1 protein-coding gene and 1 pseudogene are annotated in these 2,495 nt (G+C 45.4%); both read right to left on the reverse strand.

The window, feature by feature from the left end:
- Positions 1-132: 132 nt before the first annotated feature.
- Positions 133-477: pseudogene (locus AB4653_RS23685) on the reverse strand (DUF2058 domain-containing protein); the annotation flags it as partial.
- A 227-nt stretch (positions 478-704) separates the two neighbouring features.
- A partial coding sequence (gene aceF, locus AB4653_RS23690) for a pyruvate dehydrogenase complex dihydrolipoyllysine-residue acetyltransferase (protein ID WP_372105469.1) occupies positions 705-2,495 on the reverse strand: 1,791 nt, incomplete at its 5' end.

Genomic DNA, 2,495 nt, shown 5'->3' on the forward strand with positions numbered 1-2,495 from the left:
TATTTGGCTATTTGGCTAGTGGTCATTTGTTATCTAGAAGATTCACAGCTCATAAACAAAAAAATGCAGCCACAATCGAAGGATTGTCAGCTGCATTTTTAATTCGTGCTTCTACTCAGTACTAACGGGCAATTACCACATTAGATCATCTGGGATCACGAAGTCTTTGTACGGGTCATCTTCGTCTACTTCATCTGAGCTTGAAGCTTGCGTATCAACGATAGATTCTTCGTCACGCATTGCGATCTTGTTTGCTACTGCTGTTGGGATAACAACATAGCTTTCGCCTTGGCGCGCAATACTTAGAATGCCTTTACTTAGTTGCTTTTGAGTCAGCTCTTCTACGTAAAGGTATTTAACTAGCGTACCGTCGGTGAAGTTGTATTTGATCTCACCGTTCTTCTGTTCGATCTTGTTCATCTCAATCAGTTGCTTCACTTGGGCTTTAATTTCTTTGCTCATTGTGACCTCTTGTAGTCATTATCCCTAACAGGCTGAGTAGATGTTCTTAAAATTATTGGGCTTTCAAACAGGAAACATTTTACAGAGATGTTAACAGTGTGAAAGTAGCTTTAAGTTAGCCTGTGAGCTAGACAACAATTCCCCCGCAGTTTATGAGAAATGCCGGAAACTGTTCTCTAAAAATAGTCTTTATATAAAGAATTAAGGTGACCCGAAAGTCACCTTAATAATTACTTTCTCAATTACAGTACTAGACGACGAATGTCAGATAGTGCGCTGTTTAGGAAAGTAATGAAGCGTGCACCTTCAGCACCATCGATCACACGGTGATCGTATGATAGAGACAGTGGAAGCTGTAGACGTGGTTGGAACTCTTTGCCATTCCAAACAGGCTTAATTTCAGACTTAGATACACCTAGGATACCTACTTCTGGAGCATTTACGATTGGAGTAAATGCAGTACCGCCAATACCACCAAGGCTAGAGATTGTGAAACAACCGCCTTGCATGTCTGCCGCTGTTAGCTTACCAGAACGTGCTTTCTTAGAAACAGCCATTAGCTCTTCAGATAGCTCGTAAATGCCTTTCTTGTTCACGTCTTTGAAAACAGGAACAACTAGGCCGTTTGGTGTATCAACAGCGATACCCACGTTTACGTACTTCTTAAGAATGATGCTTTCGCCATCTTCAGAAAGAGAAGAGTTAAACGCTGGGAATGCTTCTAACGCTTTAGCAACAGCTTTCATGATGAACACAAGTGGAGTGATCTTCATGCCAGTGTCTTTCTTCGCTTCGATTGCGTTCTGTTCTTTACGGAATGCTTCTAGCTCAGTGATGTCTGCGTTGTCCCACTGTGTAACGTGCGGGATCATTACCCAGTTACGGTGTAGGTTAGCGCCAGAGATCTTCTTAATCTTAGAAAGCTTCTGAACTTCAGTTTCGCCGAACTTGCTGAAGTCAACTTTTGGCCATGGTAGTAGACCAAGAGCAGAACCATCGCCGCCTTTGCCAGATGCTGCTGCACCAGACTCAAGACGCTTAAGTGCATCTTTAACGTAAGACTGAACGTCTTCTTTAAGTACGCGACTCTTACGACCAGTACCTTTAACTTTCGCTAGGTTTACACCGAATTCACGAGCTAGACGACGAACAACTGGAGATGCGTGAGCGTACTCGCCGTTCTCTTGGAAGTCGCCAGCTGCTGGAGCTACTGCTTCAGCTTTAGGTGCAGGTGCTGCTGCCGGAGCTGCTGCTTGTGCTGGAGCTGGAGCCGCTACTGCTACTGGAGCTGCGCCTTCAACAACGAAAGTCATGATTGAAGAGCCTGTTGACACTTTGTCGCCAGCTGCAATCTTGATTTCTTTTACTGTACCAGCGAATGGTGCAGGCACTTCCATTGAAGCTTTGTCGCCTTCAACAGTAATTAGAGATTGCTCTTCTTCTACTGTATCGCCAACCGCTACCATGATCTCAGTAACTTCTACTTCGTCACCACCGATATCAGGAACGTTCACTTCTTTCTCAGCAGATGCTGCTGGAGCCGCTGCAGCTGGTGCCGCCGCTGGAGCAGGAGCTGCTGCAACTGGAGCACCAGAACCCGCTACTTCAAATACCATCACTAGAGAACCAGTAGATACTGAATCACCAGAAGCGATCTTGATTTCTTTAACGATACCAGCGAATGGTGCAGGAACTTCCATTGAAGCCTTGTCACCTTCAACAGTAAGAAGAGATTGCTCTTCTTCTACTGCGTCGCCAATAGCTACCATGATTTCAGTTACTTCAACTTCATCACCGCCGATATCAGGAACGTGAACTTCTTTAAGCTCGTTCGCAACAGAAGGGGCCGCAGCTGCAGGAGCAGCTGCAACCGGTGCCGCCGCTTCAACTGCTGGCGCTGCTGCACCTTCCGCTTCGAAGATCATGATAAGAGAGCCAGTAGAAACAGAATCACCTTCTGCTATTTTGATTTCTTTAACGATACCCGCTTGAGACGCAGGAACTTCCATTGAAGCTTTGTCGCCTTCAACAGT

The sequence above is a fragment of the Vibrio sp. 10N.222.48.A3 genome (genome assembly GCF_041475345.1).
Lineage (GTDB): Bacteria > Pseudomonadota > Gammaproteobacteria > Enterobacterales > Vibrionaceae > Vibrio > Vibrio tasmaniensis_A.